Genomic DNA, 18738 nt, shown 5'->3' on the forward strand with positions numbered 1-18738 from the left:
TTAACATTGCCAACAAAATCAGTATAAGTAAAATTTATTACTCTTCTACCAATTTTTGTAAATTTCCCACATTAAAAGCATTATTTATAAGGTATAAAATTTTATTATAAAGATTATAAATATAATCATTATCTAAATAATCATAGAAAGATTCTTTGATAGGTAATTAGAATTAAACAGCTTAATTAATGATACAAGAAAATATAATTCACCTGTAGTTTTATATTGAAATCGAAGGGTGAGGAAAACAGAACTTATCAAGGAGGCAATGAAACAGATAGGTGGCATATATTTATATGTTGATAATACAAAAAGTTCTAATTTATTGCTGTTGCAATTTTCTAGTATAATAAAAGAATATTTTGTAGTGTTCAGCAAATCTGGTTTTAACTGCAATATGAAAGATATTCCAAAGATAAATAATATTATTTTGTTCGATTTAAAAAAAATGCAGGAAATAATTGAAAATTAATAATATTAATTATTTTACCGGATCTGAATTTTTCCAGTATAACTTATAAATTAATATATATTTACATATATTCATTTTTAAACCAGTTGATAGTGTTATTTATTCCATCGTCATATGTTGTATGTCTGAATTCCGGGTATTCATTTAGAAATTTTCTGTCGTCCAGTATATATGGTTCACTGTATTCATAAATAAGCTCCATAATTTCATTTATATTTGAACTAAAATGTGCCAGCAATTTTAAATCTAGTTTAGAAATAACTTTTAATTTTATTTTTAAATTTAGCCTGTTGTATATTTTATTAATGAATTCCCTCGCTGTTATTATATCGCCCGATACATGGTATACTTTTCCATATGAATTAATATTTCTAAGTAACAATAATGTTGCTTTCGCGGCATCGTCAATATAAGTAAAATTATGCGGGATATCAGGATTTACCGGCCATATTGCCTTTTTATTTTTCATTGCCTTTATAAACATCCCGCCGTATAAATCATTTGTTACATTCGGCCCATAAAAATCAGCAAATCTGGGAATCACAAGGCCTATTTTGTCCTTTTTATAATACTCAAATAAAAGTTTTTCTATATTATTCCTTAAAATACCTTTTTTGCCGTTTGCATTTAATGGATGCTCTTCATTTACAGGCAGATAATCAAATTTTCCATAGCCATAAACATTACCTGGAAAAACCACTGTTGAATTTGATGTTTCAGCACCCTTTAAAATATTCTCGGTTGAAATATAATAATTTTGCCAATTCTTATATGGAAAATTATTGGCTATGTATATTACTGATGCGCCTTTTAAATCCTTTATAATTTTATCCATGTTAAAAATATCTGATTTCACAATATCAACATCTTTCGGGAATAATTTTAATGCTTTTTCCTCATTTCTAACTATAGCACGCACATTTATTTTATTTTTTAAAAGTATTTTTGTTACAGCATAGCCATAGGCACCTGTTGCACCGATAACAACATGCAGGCCATTATCTATATCGTACTTATTATTCATAAAACTGAATGAATAGTTAGTATTAAAACTTATTGTTTAGAAATGATTTAATATTCTAACTTAATATATCATAATGCCTAAAGTTATTCAGGATTACAGGGAAATGGCAAAGGAAAAGATTATCGAATCTGCATCAAAGTTATTTTTTCAGATGGGATATAATAATGCAGGAATGGAAAACATAGCCAGAGACATGGGTATAACAAAAGGTACATTATATTTATATTTTAAAAATAAGGAAGAACTTTTAAATAAAACGTGTAAGGTAAATATGGATTTACTGGAAACAAATTTAAAAAAATCGGTTTCAGGGAATATGATTACAGGCATAGAAAAATTTTTTGCAGATGAAATGAAATTACCGGATTATAAAAAATTTTACTGGATATTTGCATTAAATGAAATAAATGTAAACAATAATATAAAAGAAATAATAGAAAATAGCTATAAGAGGTATGTAAAATATATATCGGATTTAATTGAAAATTTGAAACAGGATGGCACCATCTCAGAAAGCATTAATTCTACAGATCTCGCCAGAATATTAATAGCATTTCATAACGGTGTTCTCATAAGTATTATGCAGGGCCTTGATAATCCCACAGCAACATCTATTTTTAACTCTGGCATAAGAAGTTTATTTGGCAATCGCTCTTAATAATTATTTTATACTTATTAAGAATAGAATTAATTAATATTATATCGCCGTTTAATCAAACTGTTATCCGATAGGTAAGTGTTGATCTGGTGTAAATAATTGTAGCTTTCCAGCTATATCTTTCAACTATATATGACGGGGAAATCTGTGGCTAGTTACTAATAAATATATAGGTATAGAAAGAGAAAATACACCCGGTATCCCTATAGTTATTAAATTAATCATAAGCATAGAGTGCGAAATAATTTGAGGACGGTTGCCTGTGGAAGGAAGCAAAAGAGGTAAAATTAAAGAAAAAAACAAGAAAATAAAAAGTAGATAGACCCACATTGCAAGATTATGCCTCACAGAGTTATGGCTTAATTTATCTCTTAAATATTCTAGATAAAAAATAATATCTATACCTACAAATCCTATGATTGCGACAGGGAATATACCTGTATAAAAGTTATATTTAGCACTTATAATATTACCTATAGAGCCAAGGTATGCTAATCTGTAAAACATAATAATAAATAAAAAAGTAAGGACTACAATAGAAATTATTATGTAATTACTTATTTTTTTAACATTTTTTGTATTATTATTCATATTATATCACCATGGAGGAGATAGGGTTGGCCAAACGCTGCTATGTGGCAATAGACTTGGTACCTGTAGATCAGGGGGAGCCGTTGTTAAAAATGGAAAATAAGCCCATTGCCCTGAATATGTTAAATTTCCATTGAAATTGTATGCACGATTTGAATGTGCACCGAGTTCCCCATATATGCCTGTATCCCAGAAATCCCACCAGTTTCCTACTGAAACATCAAACTCAACATAGGGTATAGTAGTACCCTGACTTGAAATATGATCATTTGTAAATACAGCCCATGCTGCCACAACTACTGCTTCCAACGCAACTGCAACCGCTGCTACTTCCGGTGCAGCTATAAGGGCTGTATCCGTTGCTATTCCCGCATCAGTAGTTATAAGGCCAAGCATGATATAATAATTTCTCGCACCTATGGAACCATAAAAAGTATCCGAATCATAAAACACATATGCGTTTCCCCATCCATACGATTTATGATAAGTATGCGGATCGAAAGTGATCAATCTGGCATGGCTGCCGGTAATCATATACATTGAATTATTTGGTATCCATGTATTTTGATTGCTTTTATAAATAATAGATTTTATGTATACGCTATTTCCTGTTGTTTTAATATATTCATTGTAATTAGAACCTAAAATTTCAGTAATTTTATTCGTGTACTTATGTGCTATGCTAATGTTGCTTATTGAGAGCTGTGTGTATATTTTATTATTAACGGCTGCATAACTACCAGTAACCGGTTTCCCGCTTAATGACGGGCTTTTTGCTAAATTAACTGCCTTCCAATTTAAATCACCTTTTGCAAAATTGTTTTGTTCAAAATTATTGTATGTATTACCGTTCACAGCATAATTGCCAATGGCAAGTTGTGGCGATATTTTATTAACTGCTGCATTGCCATGAACTGTATGCATATTGTCTGCTGCAGGGACAAATGCAATCATTACAAATATTAGGGCTATTAATACACCTATTATTACCTTCTTTTTATTCATAATGATATTAATACATGAATATATATATATATTTCGGTAACAATATTAATATATAATATCTAGAATTGAGTTCCTTGTATAATGATTTTATCCATAACTCCATTATGGCAATGATCAGGGAATACTGTGAGTTCTTTGTGGGTCAATCCACCGTATATAGTATGTATATCCCTTTTCATATTCAAGTATAAAAATAATGTATATTGTGCAAATGCACCGATAATAAGCAAGGCTGTTGGAATATGGAAAGGGAGAGTGTGAACTGGTCTGGAGGTTATATGATATATGTTGGAATAGATATAGCTAAAAAGAAGTTTGATTATTGCATTATAAACAGTGAAATGAATTTAATAAAAGATTGTGTCCAGAATTATGTGTGTTTATAAAGGGTACCTCCTATTGAACATTTCTTTTATTTCATCATTGCATTTATAATATCCGTTCATCTTCCTGAATGCATGCTTTGAATTGTATTCTATTGATTTATAGTAAAATACCTTCATTGCTGAATCCTCATCAGGGAATGATGATATTGTTTTTACCCTTCTCCTTACCTCTCCATTAAATCGTTCAATAGCATTGGTAGATTTCAATGATCTCCATATACTGGAAGGATAATTATAGAATCTTAATAGCTTTCCCAGATTCTTTTCAGTATTGTATATTACCTTAGGATACTTGTTCTCCCATTTGTATTTAAAATCATTGAATTTTATAATAGCTTCTTCTTTATTATCACATTTAAACATCTTATTCGCATCTATTGTTATTTCATCAATATCTTTCTCCCTTACATTTGATTTTAATCCTCTTGCATAGTGTATTGTACACAATTGAAACTCTGATCGGGGATATATTTCCATTACTTCCTCATCCAGATTCTTTATTCCATCTGCTACAATTAACAATGGCTCTTTTAATCCTCTATTATACAGGTCTTCCAGTACATCCTTATATGTATTATGTGATTCTTTAACTGTTAAATAGAATCCCAGTAACTCATATTCTCCTGTTTCTTTAATTCCTAATGCAAATATAACAGGCTCTTTATCCACATTTCCCCTTCTTAAATAGAAGAATAATCCATCTAAAAATACTGCTATATACCTTTTATCCAGTGGCCTGTTAATAAACTTATAAACCTCTTCTATGGTTAAATCTGTTATTCTTGATACTGTGGATTTAGAATATTTATTTCCTAATATATCCTCCATTATACCTGCTATTCTCCTTGTAGATATGCCATTGGAATACATTGATACTATTAGGTCCTCCATTCCTATTGATCTGTTATAGGGTTCTATTACCTGTGTATGGAAATTGCTTTCCCTGTCTCTTGGTATGTTTAACTGTTTTATTTCACCATACTTTGTCTTTAGATCTCTCTTATATTTTCCATTCTTTATTCCTGGATTATTTTCTAAATATGCATTTAACTCTATTTCCATTAATTTCTCTATTCTTTCCTTTATTGCATTTCTCAATAATTTATCTATGTCTATGTTCTCAATATCCGATATGTTTATATCTGTATTTTCCATATTTTATTACCTCCCTGAACAAAAGAGGTATCCTTCTCTGTTATTTAATGATTGAATTCATTGATAACAGAGGGGTTTATATTTACACATAATTACATACACAACCAATAAAAAGGGGAATACTGATAAACAATAACTATGGCTTCAGTGAATTTCTAAAGATAATAAAGAATTATAGAAATATAAAAATAGGAATGGAATCAACAAGTATATACCATGTGAATTTATACAATTATTTAATAGAAAACAGTCGCAGTGCAATAATATTAAACTCTCTGGAGACAAAATTATTGAAGAGTTCAAGGATAAGGAAGAATAAGACAGATAAAATAGATGCAGAAGCAATAGCAAAATATATTATCATACGTAAAAACAATATAATTACCATGGATAAAAATACTGAGAATACTTACACAAATCTTAAGGAATACGTATACACATACATAAGAATAAACAGGAAAATAACAATGGCAAAGAACCAGTTAATAGTAGATATGGATCTATTATACCCCGGATTAACCGCGGTGGCCAATGTTAATTCCAAATATTTCATGGAAATAATAAGCAACATAGATCAAATCATTGAAAATAATTATAAAATAAAATATATCAGTGACAGTAAACACAGTGAAATAAGAAATATCTTAATAAACAGCAATACTAATAATGCAGTCAAATACGACATAGATATAAACATTGAAACACTGGAATTATTGAACAAGCAGTTAATGAAAACAAAAAATATCATAGAAGATGAGTATAATAGTATGGATTCCAAAATAAAGACAATTCCAGGAATAGGGACTATAACAGGTTCTATAATATTGTCATCTATAGGAGACATAAACAGGTTTGATTCTATTATAAAGCTAAGGGCCTATTCAGGTATGGATCCAGTGGTTAAACAATCTGGGGATTATAATATTACATCAAAAATATCAAAAAGGGGAAACCCGTTAATAAGGTATGCACTGTATTTATCAACTGTATCTGCTATTAGATTTAATCCAGTAATTAAAAGATATTACACAAGGAAGAAGAATGATGGCATGAAAGGAAATAAGCTATTAATTGCGTGTTCCAACAAATTACTGAATATCATATACTCCGTATTGAAGAATAATAAGGATTTTGAAGATCCTCTGAATAATATAAATTAAAAAATAATTAAAGAAAATACGTATTTTTGAATATCAATAGCGTAAGCTATAGAAGTTATGAATATTTATATGTAAAAAGTAAAATTAATATAGTATACTATATAAACATTATAATATAGAAAAAAGAGTTAAAGAAAAGGTGAAGTTAAACAATAAAAAAATAAAATACATAATCAAACAGAAAGAAAAAGGAGAATCATCTAAGAAATTAGCAATTATTTATGGAGTAACTGTAAGGTACATAAATAAGATCTATTTCAATTATTTAGAATATGGAAAAGAAGAATTATATAAAACAGGAAGAAAGAAAAAGAATATAGACAGCAATACAGAGGAATTAATAATTAACATAAGGGATAATTATCCTTTATCAGGGCCATTGCCGATAGAGAAATACCTTAAGGATAAGGGTATACAAATATCGCATAATATTATATACAGAATACTGTTAAAATACAATATGGTAAATGAGGATATTAATAAGAAGAACCAGAGAAAATACCTGAAGTATGAGAGGGAACATTCTAATTCACTATGGCATATGGACTGGACCAAGTACAGTGATAGTGAGAAATTGATAATAATAGAGGATGATGCTTCAAGGTTCATAGTAGGAATGGGAATATACAGTGAGGAAACTATTGATAATACAATAGAAACCTTGGAAATAGCTATAGATTTATATGGAAAGCCAGAAGAGATATTGACAGACCATGGAACACAGTTCTTTTCAAATGGTAAGAATGGAATACCCGGTGATAAGAACAAGTTCCAGGAATATTTAGATAACAATAATATAAAACATATAGTTGGAAGAATAGATCATCCACAGACTAATGGGAAACTGGAAAGATTAAACTACACAATTAAAAGGCTAAGGCCTTATTTCAGTACCTGGGATGAAGTTGTATATTACTACAATTATAAGAGAAGGCATATGTCATTATCCATAGATGACAGGCCTGTTGTAACACCAGCTATGGCATATGAAGAAAAGGGAGGTAAGTTAAATGTTAAAGAACAATAAATATATAAGGGAACTAATTTCGGGATATCACAGTAACAATATTAATAAATAATTTACTATTTAATAATTTACCGGTCAATTTTTATAATTTTATTCAAAAAGAAAGGTATATTGAGCGATAGTCATAGAAAATTTTATGGTCTGCTATTATGTGCTAAATTAATCTGTTACCTAAATTTGTCTTCTAAAAAAACAAATTATGTATGAAATTGTTTTATTAGAAAACAATTTTATATTATTGTTGTATTGCATACATATGGAAGGCAGCAAATTAGCTTTCAGAAAAGTGATATCAGAATGGTTACTTGCGAGTGTACCTGAAGCACATAAAAGAAATATTAATGTGTCAATGGATTCAAATAAAATTATCACAATTATAGGCCCGAGAAGATCAGGAAAAACCTATTTTTTGTATTATTTAATCAATGAATTATTGAAAACAGAACCTAAAAACAATATATTATACATAAATTTTGAGGACGAAAGATTGATGAATGTAACAATTTCAGACATGGATAATATAATTCCTTTGTTCATTGAACTTGCAAACCCCTCAAAAGATAAAAAAATATACCTGTTCTTTGATGAGATACAGAATATAAAATTCTGGGAAAAATATATAAGAAGAGTTTATGACACATCAAAATACAAAATTTTTATCTCGGGGTCATCTTCTAAATTATTAAGCAGGGAAATTTCCACTTCATTAAGAGGGAGAAATATTGAGTATACTATAATGCCACTGAGTTTTCAGGAATATTTAGAATTTAATAGAATGGAATATTCAAATTTAGCAGGATACACCGATCAGCGAGGATATATACTGTCAGAACTCAATAATTATTTTAAATATGGAGGTTATCCCGAGGTTGCCCTTGAGAAAAATGATAATAATAAATTAATGATATTGAAATCATATTACAATACAATATTTTCCATGGATATGGCTGAACATTTTAATATCTCTGAGGTGAATGTTCTTGATGCATTTATGAAGTATTCAGTATCTATATATTCTAAATATTTCAGCATATCAAAGATTTACAATACATTTAAGTCTGTAGGTTATAAAATCAGCAAAAATAAATTACTGGAATTTTTATATGATTCCCGGGAAATATTTTTTCTGTTTAGCCTGAATATATACACCAGATCTGAAAACAAAAAAATGTCATATAACAAGAAGATATATTCAGTTGACCCTGGTATTATATACGCACTGAAAAATGAAATGTCCATAACAAGATTGATGAAAAATATAGTTTTTCTGGAACTTAATCATAGATGTATTGAAAACAATCTGGATGTTTCGTACTGGAAGGAATATGGAAAAGCAAATGGAAAAGAGGTTGATTTTGTAGTATCAGATTCCTTAAAAATTGTAGAATTAATACAGGTTACATACGCTTCAGACGCAAGTGAAATTGACAAAAGAGAAATATCTGCATTATTATCAGCTGCAAAATACTTTGAAGCGCATAAATTATCAATTATCACATGGGATTTTAAAGGCGTTATAATAGAAAACAATGAAAAAATAATATTCGTTCCTTTATGGGAATGGCTGCTTAATTTGAATTAACAATAAAATTTTTAGAATTAAAAATATTGCAAAGATAGTTAGCCAAGGTTTTAGCGGCAAAATCCAGATTTTTCCCTGATAAGGCTGAGAAACTCTTCTGTATCCATCATGCTGGTAATTGCTCCTATATCACCTGTGGAGGGACGGTCAGAATCAAGAGGTCTGACTATTTCCCTGATTTTCTTATATATTGAGAGAGTTGCCGGGGAAGGCTCATGCTTTCTGAATTCCAGTGATTGGGCTCCAAGAAGGTATTCTATTGCTATTATAGACTTCACATTTTTGTTAATTTCAATAAGTTTCAATGCTGCATTGGTTCCCATGCTTACATGGTCTTCCTGGTTGGCTGAGGTAGGAATTGTATCAGCGGAATTCGGGTGTACAAGCGTTTTGTTTACATTGCACAGGGCTGCTGCTGTGTACTGCGGGATCATATAGCCGGAATTCAGTCCATAATCCTTTACAAGAAATGGAGGCAGCCCGCTCAAATTTGTATCCACAATCCTTGCCAGGCGCCTTTCTACCATATTACCAAAATCCGTCATGGCGATTGCTACAAAATCGGAAACCATAGCTACAGGCTCCCCGTGGAAATTTCCCGTGGAAATGTATTCATTCCCCAGCAATAATGGGTTATCTGTTGCGGAATTTATTTCTGTTGTTAAAACCTTTCTGGCGTACTGGAGTGTATCCCACACGGCACCGTAAACCTGGGGAGTACACCTCAGAGAGTATGCATCCTGTACCTTGCTTTTATTTGCATTTTCTATAATCATGCTGCCATTGAATAGTTTCCTGAAGGCTTTTCCTATCATTTGCTGGCCTTCATGTGGACGGGATGCCAGTGCCCATTCTGTGAAAGCCTTATCAGTTCCGGATAAACCTTCAAATGCCAGTGCAAATGATCCAAGGGCTTCAGAAACAAGTTTCTCTGATCTTTTTATTTCCAGAGCCAGTATGCCGCATATCACAGATGTGCCATTTATCAGTGCAACGCCTTCTTTTTCACCATAACTGTATGGTTCTTTTCCAAGTGATTTGAATACCGTACCTGCATTCTGGATTTTTCCTTTGTAGAATACGTCACCTTCACCCATAAGTGCAAGGCCAATATGGGCCAGTGGTGCGAGGTCCCCACTTGCCCCCACAGAACCGTACCTGGGAACAGCGGGAATTATATTATTGTTCAACATGAATAGCAGAAAATCAATCATATTCTCCGATACACCGGAATAACCCTTCACCAGTGTGTTTGCCCTTACCAGCATAATAGCCCTTACAGTTTCAATATCCAGTGGTTCCCCTATCCCTGAAGAATGGCTACGTATAAGGTTTGTCTGAAGCTGTACTATATTTTTCCTGTCCACATTTACATTAAGGAGTGATCCGAATCCGGTATTAACACCATATACAGGCTTGCCGGAATCCAGTATTTTCATCAATGATTTTTTTGAATACTGTATCTGCTTTATTGCAGACTCAGCTATGCCTACTTTTTCGCTGCCACTTGCAACAGCATTGACATCCTCTATACTCAAATTGTTACCGTCAATGTAAATCATAATGTTTACAATGCTAAATTATATATTAAACTACGCCAGATGACGTAATAGTTAATTTATTCACTGTGGACAAGTTTCCCTTCCCCGAAAACCATTGCAGGATATGCGTCCAGTTCAAATGGGTCTTTATTCCAGATGCTAAACGATGCGAGTTTTCCGGGCTCAACTGTCCCAAGATTATCGAGCCCGAGTATTTGAGCAGGCCTTGATGAAACATATGATATGCACTGTTCCTTTGATGCACCGAATCTCATGAAATGCCTTGTTGTAAGGAAAAGGTTCCGCTGCAATATTACAGGATGATCCGAAATAAGGGCAAAACGTACACCTGACTTCTTCACCAGTTCGGCGTTTCTCCACGTTTCGTGCTTCAGTTCTACCTTATATGGATGTGAATCCAGAGGACCATATACCAGGGAAAGGTCTCTTTTCTTGATTTCCTCGAATATTTTCTCACTGTGGAAATCCATTCCATGGTTGATTATGGGCTTTATTCCAAACTGGTCAACAAGTGACATCAGGAATAATGCATCATCTTCCTTATGGAGATGGCACATTATTTTATATTCACCACTTATTAATTTTATGAAAAATTCTGTTTTCGGGTCTATTTCATCTATAGTTTTCTTTCCATTGCTCATAAGATTCGCAGCTTTCTGTGCTGCTAAAAAGTTTTCCCTTATTATGGCTGCAACGCCCATTCTTGTAGTTGGCCTTGTGCCTTTCCATTCCGTGGTGCTTCTGGGATTGTATCCAAGTGCCATCTTAACGCCTATATCACTGACAAAAGCATCCTTTGTATTCTTTTCAAAATTCCTTATCAGGGAACCCATGCCACCTAGAATGTTCCCGCTCCCGGGCAAAACAACGGAATATATCACATTGCTTTCAACAGATTCTGTGAACGCGTGATCATCCATGTATACTCCATCAATGGCCCTGGCAAGTGGAAGCATAGAATCCAGCTTATCATTTGCTTCACTCTCATATGGCGGCTCACCTGCCCTGTCCAGCCCTATATGACTGTGCGGGTCAATGAATGCAGGTGTTACAACGCCTTCACCTATGATTTCTCCATAGGGCTTTGTTTCAGTAACCTCTGTGATTGTATTGCCTTCAAAACAAACATAAACATTCTTCTGTTTTTTATTTCCATCATAAAGCACATTTGCCTTAACTGCCTTCATAGTAGAATATATGCAAATGCAATTTAAATTTAATCCATTGTTTTCATTTCATGCTTGCTCATAAATTTTAAATAACCATACCTGATATATTTTACATGAGTTTTGACCTTATACTGGATGATGGAAATGTATTTTTACATGGCGGATTAAAAAGGACATCCATAGGAATTATTAACGGAAAGATAGCAGTTATAGGCAACTTAAATGATTTCAAGGGCAATACAAAGAGAATTAACTTATCCGGAAAACTGGTTATTCCCGGTGGTGTTGACCCGCATACACACATAGAAGGCTATTCCAGTGCCGGAACAATAAAGAATGGCACAGAATCAGCAGCTATAGGCGGCACAACAACAGTGCTGGATTTTTCACAGGCAACTAAAAATGAGGATACGGTGGCTGCAGCTGCTTCTAAAATAAAGAGGTTTTCCGATAGCAGTTCACTGGATTTTACCATAAAGCCCATGATGGTAACAGAAGATTTCCAATCTATAGAGAGGCTTGAATTAATATTTTCACAGTTATCCAAACTCGGGATAATGGCTGTCAAAATTTTCACCACATACAAGAATCTCGGGAGGTACGCTAATAATTATCAGATTCTGCAGGGAATGAACACTGCTAAAAAGTATGGCATAATGGTTCAGATTCATGCAGAAAATAATGATTTCCTTGAAGGAAATATGGAAGCTCTTTTAGCGCAGGGAAAAACTGACCCTAAATACCATGCCATAAGCAAACCGCCGGTGAGCGAGGACGTTGCCGTTGCTGATTCAGCTGTGATGGCAGGAGATTCCGGTGCAAAGGTATACTGTGTCCATCTTTCAACAAAAACATCGCCTGAAATTATAGACAGTGCAAGAAAGCATGGCGTGAATATATATGGAGAGACCTGCCCTCAATATTTAATCCTGGATGATAGCTTCCTTGATAGGGAAGATGGCAATTTATACCTCTGCAGCCCCCCATTGAGAAAAAAAGAGGATATTAATGCAATGTGGAATGCCATATCATCAGGAAAAATACAGGCAGTGGGTTCAGACCATGTGCCATTCCTGGCATATCAGAAAAAGAAAGGAATACCATTTAATAAGGTGCCAAATGGCATACCAGGCATAGAAACCAGATTGCCCCTACTATTTTCCGAAGGCGTGCAGAAAGGGCGCATAACACTTGAAAAGTTTGTTGATGTAATAAGCACATCCCCAGCGAAAATTTTCAATCTGTATCCTCAAAAAGGTACTATTTCAATAGGAAGCGATGCTGATTTAACTGTAATAGATACTGAACTTGAACACAGGCTAAGGGCTGAAGACCTGCATATGGGAACTGACATTGCCATATACAGCCACATGAAGACAAAGGGATGGCCTGTACTTACAATCTCTGGCGGAGAGATAGTTGCTGAGAATGATGTGTTCACAGGGAAAGGAAAGAAAGGCCATTTTCTGGGAAAGGAGGCGATTTAAACGAATAACATGGAAAGAATTAAGAAAATGCTGATTGAACAGGGATCAATAGGCAGGGAAAACGGAAAAGCAATATCAGAATATAAAGAATTAACTATAAATGACGGGGTAACCAGGCCAGCAGGAACGGATAGTGATAAAAGTACAAGGGATTATTTTGTTGACCTGTGTAAAAAGAACGGATTCGATCCATTTGTAGATATTTTCGGGAACATATTTGTTACGTTAAATGGAAGCAATCCTGATCTGGGAAAAATAATGATGGGTTCCCATCTGGATTCCGTTGTCCAGGGTGGAATGTTCGATGGAGCCATGGGGGTTTTCAGTGCTTTTGAAGTCCTTTTGAGGTTAAAGGAATCAGGATACAGAAACAACAGGGATATTGTTGCAGCAGCATTTACCGGCGAGGAGGGATCAGCATTCCATCAGCCTATGCTGGGAAGCAATGGTTTCACGGGAAAGATCAGCAAAGCAAATCTTTGGGCTTTGAAAAATAGGGATGGAGTTGATTTTAAATCAGCCATGCAGAGAATAGAATACCTTGGTGATTCTGAGTTCCCCGGGAAACCGGAATACTATCTTGAATACCATATCGAGCAGGGGCCTGTACTGGAAGAAAAGGGAAAGGAGATAGGCGTTGTAACTTCCATAACAGGGCAATGTGTGCTTTCTGTAGAAGTTAATGGCATACAGGGACATTCCGGGACTACACCAATGGAAATGAGAAGCGATGCACTGGTAAGGGCAGCCGGGATAATTGCCATGATAGATAAAATTGCAAGGGAAGCATCTAAGAAATACAACAACCATAGTGTAGGCACCGTTGGAGAATTATCGGTGGAACCTGGAAGGTTCAATGTAATTCCAGGCCATGTAGCAATGAAAATAGATTTGAGGAGTGAACACAGCGAAAGCCTTGCGTACATGAAGAAAAAAGTCCTGGAAGAACTTGAAACTAAAAGAAATGGCGTTAATATAAAGTACAGTATAGTTGCAGAGGTAGAGCCCTCTATAATGTCAGATAAGGTAATGGATGCAATAAGGGCTTCAATAAAGTCACTGGGATTTAGCAGCATGGAGATGCCAAGTGGTGCAGGGCATGATACCATACCTATGTCTAAAATAGCTGAGGCTGGGATGATATTTGTACCCAGTATAAAGGGCTTAAGCCATACACCGCTTGAATGGACAGATTTCAAAGATGTTGAAAATGGATTGGAAGTCCTATTAGGAGCTGTTAAAAATCTGGATAAAAACTAAGCATGGATTTATTAAACATATTTTATTCATAATTATATATTAGAAAACTAAATATATTAATATGATTATAATTGTTTATGAAGTATATCAAATATCTTGGGTTTTCAGCTATTGCTGCGGCATGGATAACTATTTTTGCAGCTATTAGTGTTAATCCGTGGTTTAGAATTCAAAAAAATGCATTAAGCGACCTGGGTGGAACAAATACTATTTCAAATTTTTTTCAGCATCAGGCTCCGGCAGACCCTTATATTTATAATGTAGGATTGATGGTAACAGGGCTGCTTATTGCATTATTTGCCATTGCGGCAATTGCAAACTCCAGGAATAGCATTGAGAATACAGGGTCTGCATTCTTCATAATTGCAGGGTTGTTTCTAGCGTTAATAGGAATATACCATGAGGGTACTTATCCCCATGACTTTGTTTCCATATGGTTTTTTATAATTGCTTCTATAGCATATGCTACAATCGGAATTTCACTGTTATTTACAAAATTCAGAAAAGTAGGAATTGCAATTTTGATTATTCTTCCAGTATCATGGGTCCTGTTTATTGAAATACCATGGCAATCTGTTGCCGAGGATGAAATATTCGGAGTTATTGTGATTGACATAATGGTTTTGCTCCACATTTATACATTCCAGAAATTGAAAAATAATAGATGAATTTTATTTGAGATTTGAAACACTGTGGATAATGTACATTATTTTTTGTAAATTGTAAATAGCCTTACTGACTGTTGATTTCCTCCATATTAATATATTTTCTTCCTGTTACATACTCTTCATTTGTGTCTATCATTATTGAGCCTGCCAATCTCATTGCAGAATCATCAGATGGAAATGCACCTATTTTCTTAGTCCTTCTTTTTATTTCTTCATTTAGCCTCTCTATAGTATTGGATACCCTTAGCCTTCTAAGTCCCTGTATATTCGTATTGAATGTTCTGTAGTTATACAATGAATCATAGTATCTGTCAAACATACTGGAACATTTATCTAATCCTCTATCAAAAAGCTTATCCTGCAGTACAGGGAGTATATCAGGATTATCAAGTGCCTGCTTTATAAGCAATGATATATCATTCCATTGCTGCTTTCCCATTAATTTCCTTAAGTTCCTCATAAAGTGTACATGGCAGTATTGCCATGATGATCCTGGAAATGATTGTTTAACTGCTTCCCTTATACCCTTATTGCCATCTGATATTACCAGTTCAACACCATTTAATCCCCTATCCTCAAGATCATCAAAGAATAGTTCCCACTCTATTTCAGTTTCAGAATCATATATACTTGCTCCTAATATCTCCCTATATCCATCACTGTTAATTCCTACACAGATATATATGGCCTTATTCCTGTATCTTCCATTATCCCTTATTTTAAGGTATGTTCCATCTATGTATATGAATTTATAAACTCCATCTATCTTCCTTTCAAGGAATTCATTAACTGTTTTGTCAAGCCATGAGGATAATGATGACACATAGGATGGTGATACCTGCACATCTAAGGATTTTATTACTTTATTAACGCTTCTTGTAGAAACTCCACTTAAGTATGATTCCAGTATTATGGATTCTACAGCTCTCTCTACCCTTGAATAATTGTCAAATACAGCTGTATGGAATGATGTTTCCCTGAACTGTGGCTTGTCTAATATAACCTTTCCATCTGTTGTCAATAATGATCTCTGTTTATACCCATTTCTATAGTCTTTCCTGTTACTATTTCTCTCATACCTGGATGCGTTGATCTGTTCCTCTGCTTCTTCATTCATGAGGTCATTAAGGAACCATTTCTTTAAATCCCTCATATTCTCCCTGTTCAATCCATAACTTTTTATCTTTTCTTTTAATACTTCTAATTGGTCTTGCACTTTTTTCACCCCAATCTAAATTGTGCAAGGCCATTTATAATTTACAGACAATTACTTACACTATCACTGTGATTTTCTTATAATTATAATGCATTGAGAAACCGGGTATATTAACTATGAAAATAGAAGTGAGCTACCTCATGCTAAAGCATAGAGGCTTCCTGCTTCATTGACCATGCTTAACTTCACATAGGGGCTTATATTAAGCCCTTCAAAGCCAGAGGCAATAATCTCCACAGGCGTTAATTCCCTATGCTCCATAGGTACATTTATATTTATATTATATTTCTTAAAATAACTATTTAATTTTTTATTTTTAATTTTTAATAATTCATTTAATTTTATTATTCCATAATAAATCATATTCAATGAAGAATTATAATCCCTATCAATTATAAAACCACAGTTATGGCATTGATATATCCTTTCATCTAATTTTATATCATATTTATTATGGCATTTAGAGCATTCCTTTGTGGTAGGAATAAAACGATCTATAAGTATAAGTGTTGATGCCTTATGTTTAAGTGCATCTATTATTCCACCTATGCCTGTAGATTCTATTTTCTTTCCGAATAGCCTTCGCCATCCGGATATATTGTCGTTCTGTGTTATTACTATATCATAATTGGATGTTAGATAATGGACTATTTTGTTAATAGTGTCTTTTCTTTTATCTGTTGTTTTAGCTTGTTCTCTGTTTAATCTGTTTTTAGTTTTATAATAATTCCTGGATTGTTTTTTACTGAGTTTATTCTTTGAACCTTCTGCATATTTAGCTTTCCTTGACAATGACCTTTGCAATCTTATTTCTTTTTTGGATTTTGGTATATTATAGTTTAATATTGATCCATTAGAGCATGTCAACTGGTTCTTTATTCCTAAGTCAAATGATATTATTTTTTGATTATTGACAGGTTTTTCTAAAATGTATTTATTTTTATACGCTGTTATGTTGATATAATAATTATTGTTATTATTGATTAACAATGCATTTGCCGGTTCATAATAGCATTCTAAATTATCCAGGCCATTTACTTTTAACAACTGCTTTATATTCTGTATTTTAATATAATTATTATTTATTATTTTATATGTTATAGTATATTGATTCAATGGTATTGATGTTATAAATGATTTAAATTTCAATTTTCCTATCTTAAATCCCTTTTCTTTTAATTTATGAAGACCTCTTATATTGTCTATTCCCCTGTTAATAATTTCCTCCTTCATCTGTGATGATAAATATTTCAATTCCCTTGTTTCATAATGGTCTTTAACATATACATTTACATTCTTTATTTTAGAATCTATATTAAAAATATCATTGTTGAATTCTTTGTTTATAACATAATTATATAGCCATTTAGCTTCTAAAAAGATTGTGTTTAATGCCTTTATAGTATTATTATTTAATTTATCATTGTCTATTTTTAGTTTAAGAATTATTACATCCTGTGTTTTTCTTCTTTCTTTTGTTATTCTTAATGAATTTTTAATTTTGTTTCTCTTTGCTTCTATCATACTTTCTTCTATTAATTTTATTATATCAATTTAATATATAAATTATTTCCATTTATTTCTTTATTTCCAGAAATTCATCCACATCGTAAACTCAGTGGCTTTCTTTCTGGTAGAATGATTTGTAAAATAAAGGCTTAAATCAATAGTACATAATATAGATAAGGCCCTGGTAATTTTGGCCGTCGTTACAGTTTATTTATAAATTTAATCTCAACACCTTTTGTCCCTATTATTTTTAGAAATTCCAATGTGCCGGTTCCTTCTGCCAGGACGATACTTGACCCGTTGGTTAGGGAAATTGAGTAGGATGTAACAGAGATGGTGTGACTGAGTAGATATGTAAATATTGCTATAACCACCACAAAGAAAAACACACCAATTGACAATCCAATATAGCCAAATGCGAGAAATAGCAACATGAGGAGAAACCCTACAATAATCAGAATAATGCGTAGAATATTTATACTTCGAAAACCACCACGCCCGGTTATTACATTCAAACTTGCAATAGAACTATAATCGACATCTTTTTCTTCCTTGCCATTAAACAAAACAAGTTTTGTTTCAGTTGCAATAATTTTTTTATTCCCATGTATATATTCTGCTAATACATCATTATATTGACCCTGTAAATTATCTGTTCCGGGTTGCATAATTCCACAATGAGGCTTTTGGTTATAAATTTTTAGGAAATGTTTTTTAGTATACTATTCCGAGAAATTATTTGAATTCATTGACAATGGGAATTTTAATTATGTATGGTAAATTGCAAATGTGCCTAGATTTTCAAAT

General features: G+C 32.9%; 16 protein-coding genes. 8 read left to right on the top strand and 8 right to left on the bottom strand.

Annotated elements, in window-relative coordinates; translation table 11 throughout:
* Positions 1–533: 533 nt before the first annotated feature.
* Positions 534–1496: an NmrA family NAD(P)-binding protein gene (locus fad_RS06825; protein WP_081142872.1), complete on the bottom strand. Its 963-nt coding sequence runs from the start codon at positions 1494–1496 to the stop codon at positions 534–536.
* Between the two features lie 73 nt (positions 1497–1569).
* Here fad_RS06825 and fad_RS06830 point away from each other — a divergent pair, with 73 nt between their 5' ends.
* The gene (locus tag fad_RS06830; RefSeq protein ID WP_009886501.1) at positions 1570–2154 is read left to right on the top strand and encodes a TetR/AcrR family transcriptional regulator; all 585 of its coding nucleotides are present in this window, start codon (positions 1570–1572) and stop codon (positions 2152–2154) included.
* A gap of 597 nt (positions 2155–2751) precedes the next feature.
* Here the strand turns inward: fad_RS06830 and fad_RS06840 are convergent.
* Entirely contained in the window at positions 2752–3750 is a 999-nt protein-coding gene (locus fad_RS06840; protein ID WP_009886503.1) for a hypothetical protein, read from the bottom strand.
* 242 nt (positions 3751–3992) lie between these two features.
* Between fad_RS06840 and fad_RS09340 the strand changes: the two genes are divergently transcribed.
* Positions 3993–4136, top strand: coding sequence for a hypothetical protein (locus fad_RS09340; protein WP_155951140.1), 144 nt, complete (start codon positions 3993–3995; stop codon positions 4134–4136).
* On the opposite strand, the gene fad_RS06845 is transcribed toward fad_RS09340, so the two are convergent.
* Positions 4131–5291, bottom strand: a complete 1161-nt coding sequence (locus fad_RS06845; protein WP_081142046.1) for an IS256 family transposase — start codon at positions 5289–5291, stop codon at positions 4131–4133. The two genes, fad_RS09340 and fad_RS06845, sit on opposite strands and share 6 nt — an antisense overlap.
* A 125-nt stretch (positions 5292–5416) precedes the next feature.
* On the opposite strand from fad_RS06845, the gene fad_RS06850 reads away from it, so the two are divergent.
* From fad_RS06850 to fad_RS06860, 3 genes are all read left to right on the top strand, one after another.
* A complete protein-coding gene (locus fad_RS06850) occupies positions 5417–6451 on the top strand; it encodes an IS110 family RNA-guided transposase (RefSeq protein WP_257788222.1) in 1035 nt (344 codons plus the stop codon).
* 139 nt (positions 6452–6590) lie between these two features.
* The gene (locus fad_RS06855; RefSeq protein ID WP_009886505.1) at positions 6591–7478 is read left to right on the top strand and encodes an IS481 family transposase; all 888 of its coding nucleotides are present in this window, start codon (positions 6591–6593) and stop codon (positions 7476–7478) included.
* 256 nt (positions 7479–7734) lie between these two features.
* Positions 7735–9060, top strand: a complete 1326-nt coding sequence (locus fad_RS06860) for an ATP-binding protein (protein ID WP_009886506.1) — start codon at positions 7735–7737, stop codon at positions 9058–9060.
* A 50-nt stretch (positions 9061–9110) separates the two neighbouring features.
* Here fad_RS06860 and hutH read toward each other — a convergent pair whose 3' ends face one another.
* Complete coding sequence (gene hutH, locus fad_RS06865) at positions 9111–10622, bottom strand: histidine ammonia-lyase (protein ID WP_009886507.1); 1512 nt, start codon at positions 10620–10622, stop codon at positions 9111–9113.
* Positions 10623–10678: 56 nt separating this feature from the next.
* A complete protein-coding gene (locus fad_RS06870; RefSeq protein ID WP_081142873.1) occupies positions 10679–11809 on the bottom strand; it encodes an amidohydrolase in 1131 nt (376 codons plus the stop codon).
* 95 nt (positions 11810–11904) lie between these two features.
* On the opposite strand from fad_RS06870, the gene hydA reads away from it, so the two are divergent.
* From hydA to fad_RS06885, 3 genes are all read left to right on the top strand, one after another.
* Positions 11905–13278, top strand: a complete 1374-nt coding sequence (hydA, locus tag fad_RS06875; protein ID WP_081142874.1) for a dihydropyrimidinase — start codon at positions 11905–11907, stop codon at positions 13276–13278.
* Between the two features lie 9 nt (positions 13279–13287).
* A complete protein-coding gene (locus tag fad_RS06880; RefSeq protein WP_081142875.1) occupies positions 13288–14538 on the top strand; it encodes a M20 family metallo-hydrolase in 1251 nt (416 codons plus the stop codon).
* Positions 14539–14615: 77 nt separating this feature from the next.
* Positions 14616–15206, top strand: coding sequence for a DUF998 domain-containing protein (locus fad_RS06885; RefSeq protein ID WP_081142876.1), 591 nt, complete (start codon positions 14616–14618; stop codon positions 15204–15206).
* Between the two features lie 64 nt (positions 15207–15270).
* Here the strand turns inward: fad_RS06885 and fad_RS06890 are convergent, their stop codons facing one another.
* From fad_RS06890 to fad_RS06900, 3 genes are all read right to left on the bottom strand, one after another.
* A complete protein-coding gene (locus tag fad_RS06890; protein ID WP_081143175.1) occupies positions 15271–16422 on the bottom strand; it encodes an IS256 family transposase in 1152 nt (383 codons plus the stop codon).
* Positions 16423–16560: 138 nt separating this feature from the next.
* A complete protein-coding gene (locus fad_RS06895; RefSeq protein WP_081142877.1) occupies positions 16561–17946 on the bottom strand; it encodes an RNA-guided endonuclease InsQ/TnpB family protein in 1386 nt (461 codons plus the stop codon).
* A 185-nt stretch (positions 17947–18131) separates the two neighbouring features.
* The gene (locus tag fad_RS06900; RefSeq protein WP_081142878.1) at positions 18132–18599 is read right to left on the bottom strand and encodes a hypothetical protein; all 468 of its coding nucleotides are present in this window, start codon (positions 18597–18599) and stop codon (positions 18132–18134) included.
* Between the last annotated feature and the right edge of the window lie 139 nt (positions 18600–18738).

The sequence above is a fragment of the Ferroplasma acidiphilum genome (assembly GCF_002078355.1).
GTDB lineage: Archaea > Thermoplasmatota > Thermoplasmata > Thermoplasmatales > Thermoplasmataceae > Ferroplasma > Ferroplasma acidiphilum.

Coding starts and splice junctions, on each gene's coding strand:
- fad_RS06825 (WP_081142872.1), bottom strand. CDS start 1,496: ATGAATAATAAGTACGATATAGATAATGGCCTGCATGTTGTTATCGGT.
- fad_RS06830 (WP_009886501.1), top strand. CDS start 1,570: ATGCCTAAAGTTATTCAGGATTACAGGGAAATGGCAAAGGAAAAGATT.
- fad_RS06840 (WP_009886503.1), bottom strand. CDS start 3,750: ATGAATAAAAAGAAGGTAATAATAGGTGTATTAATAGCCCTAATATTT.
- fad_RS09340 (WP_155951140.1), top strand. CDS start 3,993: ATGGAAAGGGAGAGTGTGAACTGGTCTGGAGGTTATATGATATATGTT.
- fad_RS06845 (WP_081142046.1), bottom strand. CDS start 5,291: ATGGAAAATACAGATATAAACATATCGGATATTGAGAACATAGACATA.
- fad_RS06860 (WP_009886506.1), top strand. CDS start 7,735: ATGGAAGGCAGCAAATTAGCTTTCAGAAAAGTGATATCAGAATGGTTA.
- hutH (WP_009886507.1), bottom strand. CDS start 10,622: ATGATTTACATTGACGGTAACAATTTGAGTATAGAGGATGTCAATGCT.
- fad_RS06870 (WP_081142873.1), bottom strand. CDS start 11,809: ATGAAGGCAGTTAAGGCAAATGTGCTTTATGATGGAAATAAAAAACAG.
- hydA (WP_081142874.1), top strand. CDS start 11,905: ATGAGTTTTGACCTTATACTGGATGATGGAAATGTATTTTTACATGGC.
- fad_RS06880 (WP_081142875.1), top strand. CDS start 13,288: ATGGAAAGAATTAAGAAAATGCTGATTGAACAGGGATCAATAGGCAGG.
- fad_RS06885 (WP_081142876.1), top strand. CDS start 14,616: ATGAAGTATATCAAATATCTTGGGTTTTCAGCTATTGCTGCGGCATGG.
- fad_RS06895 (WP_081142877.1), bottom strand. CDS start 17,946: ATGATAGAAGCAAAGAGAAACAAAATTAAAAATTCATTAAGAATAACA.
- fad_RS06900 (WP_081142878.1), bottom strand. CDS start 18,599: ATGCAACCCGGAACAGATAATTTACAGGGTCAATATAATGATGTATTA.